The sequence below is a fragment of the Cytobacillus sp. genome (genome assembly GCF_964223445.1).
Classification (GTDB): domain Bacteria; phylum Bacillota; class Bacilli; order Bacillales; family Cytobacillaceae; genus Cytobacillus.
Genome location: NZ_CAXQGS010000042.1, coordinates 1 through 5,393, shown reverse-complemented (window position 1 = coordinate 5,393; position 5,393 = coordinate 1). Strand labels below are relative to the sequence as shown.

The 5,393-nt window shown below is 42.4% G+C and carries 5 protein-coding genes and 6 tRNA genes; 1 reads left to right on the top strand and 10 read right to left on the bottom strand.

The genetic code is table 11. The annotated features are described in order from the left end of the window. Window positions 1-3: 3 nt before the first annotated feature. The 7 genes from ACEQ1T_RS06555 to ACEQ1T_RS06525 all read right to left on the bottom strand — a co-directional run bounded on the left by ACEQ1T_RS06555 (window position 4) and on the right by ACEQ1T_RS06525 (window position 1,163). Window positions 4-79: transfer RNA gene (locus ACEQ1T_RS06555), tRNA-Lys, on the bottom strand. Between the two features lie 9 nt (window positions 80-88). Next, window positions 89-163 (bottom strand) — tRNA-Gln (locus tag ACEQ1T_RS06550). 8 nt (window positions 164-171) lie between these two features. Further along, window positions 172-247, bottom strand: a tRNA-Asp gene (locus ACEQ1T_RS06545). Between the two features lie 32 nt (window positions 248-279). Further along, window positions 280-351, bottom strand: a tRNA-Glu gene (locus tag ACEQ1T_RS06540). Window positions 352-366: 15 nt separating this feature from the next. Continuing rightward, window positions 367-457: transfer RNA gene (locus tag ACEQ1T_RS06535), tRNA-Ser, on the bottom strand. Between the two features lie 5 nt (window positions 458-462). Then, window positions 463-537, bottom strand: a tRNA-Asn gene (locus tag ACEQ1T_RS06530). 164 nt (window positions 538-701) lie between these two features. Continuing rightward, window positions 702-1,163, bottom strand: coding sequence for a SprT family protein (locus ACEQ1T_RS06525; RefSeq protein WP_370222153.1), 462 nt, complete (start codon window positions 1,161-1,163; stop codon window positions 702-704). Window positions 1,164-1,298: 135 nt separating this feature from the next. Between ACEQ1T_RS06525 and cmpA the strand changes: the two genes are divergently transcribed. Next, window positions 1,299-1,412 (top strand): cortex morphogenetic protein CmpA, encoded by a 114-nt coding sequence (gene cmpA / locus ACEQ1T_RS06520; protein ID WP_009336300.1) that lies wholly within the window; start codon window positions 1,299-1,301, stop codon window positions 1,410-1,412. A 228-nt stretch (window positions 1,413-1,640) separates the two neighbouring features. Here cmpA and ACEQ1T_RS06515 read toward each other — a convergent pair whose 3' ends face one another. The 3 genes from ACEQ1T_RS06515 to sigB all read right to left on the bottom strand — a co-directional run bounded on the left by ACEQ1T_RS06515 (window position 1,641) and on the right by sigB (window position 5,275). Continuing rightward, window positions 1,641-3,824: a Tex family protein gene (locus ACEQ1T_RS06515; RefSeq protein WP_370222152.1), complete on the bottom strand. Its 2,184-nt coding sequence runs from the start codon at window positions 3,822-3,824 to the stop codon at window positions 1,641-1,643. A 63-nt stretch (window positions 3,825-3,887) separates the two neighbouring features. Next, the gene (locus tag ACEQ1T_RS06510; RefSeq protein ID WP_113885012.1) at window positions 3,888-4,484 is read right to left on the bottom strand and encodes a PP2C family serine/threonine-protein phosphatase; all 597 of its coding nucleotides are present in this window, start codon (window positions 4,482-4,484) and stop codon (window positions 3,888-3,890) included. Beyond that, window positions 4,481-5,275: an RNA polymerase sigma factor SigB gene (sigB, locus tag ACEQ1T_RS06505; RefSeq protein WP_206845436.1), complete on the bottom strand. Its 795-nt coding sequence runs from the start codon at window positions 5,273-5,275 to the stop codon at window positions 4,481-4,483. Before sigB ends, ACEQ1T_RS06510 begins: the two co-directional genes overlap by 4 nt. Between the last annotated feature and the right edge of the window lie 118 nt (window positions 5,276-5,393).

Here is a 5,393-nt window from a genome sequence, read left to right as displayed (position 1 = left end):
AAATGGTGAGCCATGAAGGACTCGAACCTTCGACCCTCTGATTAAAAGTCAGATGCTCTACCGACTGAGCTAATGGCTCATTTAAAAATGGCTGGGCTAGCAGGATTCGAACCTGCGAGTGACGGAGTCAAAGTCCGGTGCCTTACCGCTTGGCTATAGCCCAATAACAAATGGCGGTCCCGACGGGAATCGAACCCGCGATCTCCTGCGTGACAGGCAGGCATGTTAACCGCTACACCACGGGACCATCCATATAAATACCGTCGGAAACAAAAAAAGTGACCCGTACGGGATTCGAACCCGTGTTACCGCCGTGAAAGGGCGGTGTCTTAACCGCTTGACCAACGGGCCGTTGTCAGAATTTTCTGGCGGAGAAGGAGGGATTTGAACCCTCGCGCCGCTTACGCGACCTACACCCTTAGCAGGGGCGCCTCTTCAGCCACTTGAGTACTTCCCCAAATATGGCTCCGCAGGCAGGATTCGAACCTGCGACCGTTCGGTTAACAGCCGAATGCTCTACCACTGAGCTACTGCGGAATAATAATGAACTTTATCGATAAAACAGTTAACACCTTATCGACTCTTCATATTATAAGGACGCTGGCTATAAAAGTCAAGCTTGTTTTTTAGAAGAATTTATTAGCCGTTTGTCCTGTTTGTCCTGCGACAATTATTAAATATAATGTGTATTTAATCTATTGTCAATTCTTTTTTAATACTAATTTCCCCTTGCATTTACCGCAGACATATTTATTCGTATCAACTATTCTTTTTCTTTGATAGGTTTGACCGCATTCTTTACACATATAAACAAGAATCTTAGCAGCTTTATTTGTTTTTGGGCGATCAGGCAAGGCAGAACAATATCGAGGTGCTCCCACTTTTTTCATTAGCATTCTGAAATCCTGATCACGATGTTTATACCCTTTACCTTCTAAATGCAAGTGATAATGACAGAGTTCGTGCTTAATAATCCCCTCTAATTCTTCGGCCCCAAGCTGTTCATAATACTTTTTATTTATTTCAACATGGTGTGAACTCAGCATATATCTTCCGCCAGTCGATCTAAGACGCAAATTAAAATAAGCCTGATGGCGAAAGGGCTTGCCGAAGCTTTCTAATGATATCTTTTCAACAAGTGTCTGAAGTTCCTGGTCATTCATAGCAATGTTTTTCCTCTCTTATCGTAAACATGACAACCTATTATAGCATACATTATATATACCTTTTATAGCTCTGAACTCCCTTAGCAGTCCAAGGGAGAATCATCAGATTCCAATACACGGGAGGTAAAACATATGCCTGTTTGGTTTCAAAATCAAATCCAGCGTGCCTTTTATGAAAAAGACCGCTATCAGATCAAACTGCTGAATCAGTGCTGGTTTTTCTATAGAAAGAAACACTGCTCATAAAATGCTGAGAGCCTGAGATGAATACCAGCTAATATCAGCCACAACCTCCACCCGGAACCGCAGTCGACACTTTGCTGACTGAAATTGCATAGTCCAGCAGAACACATTCTCTGCAAACCTTAAAAGAATAGGCCAAATCACGCTAGAAAGATTGATTTCCGATGTGATTTGGCTTATGACTCGAGAAGTCAATCCTTGAAGACAGTAAAACAAAGCAATATTTTTCAGTTAATTAGAGTGTTCAAGCATAGTTAAGGCGACTCTTCCCTTGTGCTTATCAACTGAGTCAACCCAGACTGTTACTACATCCCCAACGGACACGACATCCAGCGGATGTTTGACAAATTGGCGGCTAAGTTTGGATATATGAACAAGGCCATCCTGTTTGACTCCGATATCAACGAATGCACCAAAGTCGACAACATTTCTCACTGTCCCTTGAAGCTCCATCCCTTCCTGCAAATCTTCAAGTTTCAGAACTTCTTTCTTTAGGAGCGGCTTTGGCAGCTCATCACGCGGATCCCTTTCAGGCCTCATTAAGGCATCTATAATATCTCTTAGTGTAAGTTCACCAATTTCAAGCTCCCGGGCTGTCTGGCTGATATTTATGCCTTTTAGTGCTTCCCTTAATGATTGTGTTCCAAGGTCACTGGATTTAAAGCCGAGATTAGCAAGCAATTTATTTACTTCCGTATATGTTTCCGGGTGTATCCCAGTCCGGTCCAGAGGTTCTTTTCCATCGTTAATCCGCAGGAAGCCTATCGCCTGTTCATAAGTTTTGGCCCCAAGACGCGGAATCTTTTTCAACTGCTTGCGGTCTGTAAATTTCCCTTCTTCTTCCCGTTTCTTGATTATATTAGCGGCAACTGTTTTCGAAAGGCCAGCTACATGCTGCAGCAATGAAGATGACGCTGTATTTACATTAACACCCACTTGGTTTACCGCTGTCTCAACAACAAAAGAGAGTGATTCTGACAGTTTTTTCTGGGATACGTCATGCTGATATTGACCAACCCCCACGGACTTGGGATCAATCTTAACCAATTCTGCAAGAGGATCCTGAAGTCGGCGGGCGATGGATACGGCACTTCTTTCCTCTACCTGAAGATCAGGAAACTCTTCTCTGGCAAGATCTGAGGCAGAGTATACGCTCGCCCCTGCTTCATTGACAATTAGGTAGAATATTTCCTCTTTCATGTCCTTTAAAATGTCAGCGATGAACTGCTCGGTTTCCCTTGAGGCGGTTCCATTGCCGATGGCAACCATTTCTACTTTAAAGGTGTTTAGAATATGCACTACTTTCTCTCGTGCTTGTTTCGTTTTGGAAACAGGCGGATGCGGATATATGACACCGATATCAAGTACTTTTCCTGTCTCATCTACCACAGCCAGCTTGCAGCCAGTTCTGTAGGCAGGGTCTACACCAAGTACCATCTTGCCTTTTAATGGGGGCTGAAGCAGCAATTTTCTGAGATTTTCAGAAAAAATCATGATTGCCTGTTCTTCTGCTTTTTCAGTTAGTTCATTGCGGATTTCACGTTCAATCGAAGGCATAATCAGACGCTTGTATCCATCTTCAATAGCTTCCTTTACAATTGGTCTTGCAGGGGAGCGTTCATCCTTCACCCACTTTTTATATAAGTATTTTAAAATCAATTCGGTATTTGGCTTAATGTTAATCCTTAAAACTTCTTCTTTTTCACCGCGGTTTAATGCAAGTGTGCGGTGTGGAACAATCTTGCTCACTGGTTCCTCATACTCGTAATACATTTCATAAACGCCTTTTTCATCAATCTCTTTATTCTTCACAGAAGACTCAATGGTTCCCTTTTTGACTGTTTCCATACGGATCCATTTTCTGCTTTCTGCTTCATCTGATACCCATTCTGCGATAATATCTTTGGCTCCGGCAATTGCCTCTTCGGCTGTAGTTACTTCCTTTTCATCAGATAAAAATTCTTTTGCCTTTGCAGCCAGGGTTTCATTAAGGGGAAAAGCGAGAAGCCATTCAGCAAACGGTTCAAGCCCTTTTTCCTTTGCTACAGTTGCTTTTGTGCGGCGCTTTTGCTTATATGGCCGGTATAAGTCTTCTACCTCCTGCAGCTTCACCGCTTTTTCAATTTTGGATTTTAGCCCTTCTGTCAACTTGCCCTGTTCTTCAACTAGGCGGACTACCTCTTCTTTACGCTGATTGAGATTTTGTATGTATTGCCAGCGCTCCATAATATCCCGGATTTGCACTTCATCCAGTGCGCCTGTCTGTTCCTTTCTGTATCGGGCAATGAACGGGACTGTGTTCCCTTCTTCCAGTAAGCTGATTGTGTTTTTTACTTGTTTAATGGCTATTGATAATTCCCCAGCGATTAGGTTTAGCACTTGATTTTGTCTATCCAAAGTTTTTTCCAAGATCATTCCTCCATCATAGAGTCTCACTTTTCATTTTATCAAAAAGAAAAACAAAAAGCTTACCCTGTTCTAGAGTAAGCTTCCAAGTATGAAAGTAGCATCATCTGAGGTAGATGGATACTGCTTTTTTATATCTTCCGAGATAAGATCAATAGGGAGAAATGCTTTCAGCAAAGATTTAACCCCTTGAATATTTAAGCCATCTGAATATATCAAAAACTTAGATTCCGCTTCATACGTAAACCGCTGGGTATGAAACACCTGCGGCCTTCCTGACAGATATCCAGTTACAGGCAGGGGATAAGTGAGTTTTCCAGTAGATGAATAAAGGAAAAACCGAATATTCCCTACACAGCTGTATACAAATTCCCTGGAGGCAAAATGAACTTTAAACAGCGCAACTGCTGCTCCTCTTTTTTGTAAAAGAACATCGTTGCAAAGCTTCATGAGTGTATCTACATCCTTCTCATGATGCTGCTCTACGACAGAAACAACAGCAGAAGAAGCTTCATACGCGAATTCCCCGCTTCCAAGGCCATCTGCCAGCACACATACAAAGTATTCATCAGTTGCGGTGAAGTAATATCCATCACCGCAAAAAGCTTTACCATCTTTAGCTGTCTGGTGAGCAATCACTTCGATGTTATCTCCAACCAATTTGGTCATGAAAGGCACTCCGAGTTATTTGTTTCAGAGTGGATCGCTTCCTGAAGCTTTTTGATTGCACGGCGCTGAAGTCTCGAGACATGCATCTGGGAAATCCCCAGTTTATCTCCAGCTTCTTTTTGGCTCATATTCTCAAGATATGTGTATTGTATAATTAATTTCTCTCTCTCAGACAGGACATGCAGTACTTTTTCAAGAACAAGCATTTGGTTTACTTTTTCATAGCCCTCGTCTACATTTCCGACGATATCCAGCAATGTAACTGTTCCGCCATCAGAATCGGCCTCGATTGAATGGTCAACAGAAAGCGCCTGATAGCTTTTTCCCATTTCCATTGCTTCGAGCACTTCTTCTTCTGATACTCCCAGCACATCGGCTATTTCGTCCACTCTTGGAGACCTATGAAGTTCTGTTGTGAGCTCTTCAACGGTCGCTTTAATTTTTGGGCCCAATTCCTTTATGCGGCGCGGAACATGAACGCTCCAAGTTTTATCCCTTAAAAAGCGCTTAATTTCGCCGATAACCGTAGGAACAGCAAAAGCCTCAAACGTTTTGCCGAAAGACTCATCATAGCGGCGGATAGCCCCTAATAAGCCTATAATGCCTACCTGGACAATATCCTCATGATAAGATCTTCCTTTTGAGTACTTACGGGCAATGGCTTCAACTAAATTCTGATATTGAAGGACCAGGGCGTTTTGAGCTTCTTCATCCTGGTGAAGCTGGTAGGCTTTAATTAAAGCATTTGTTTCTTCTTTGGATTTTTGATTAGGTTGAGATTGTTTTTGCATCCCTCTCCACCTAATCAAAAATCCAAAGAAGAAACAAATGCTTTAATTAAAGCCTACCAGCTTCACCAGGATGAAGAAGCTCAAAACGCCCTGGTCCTTCAATATCAGAATTTAGTTG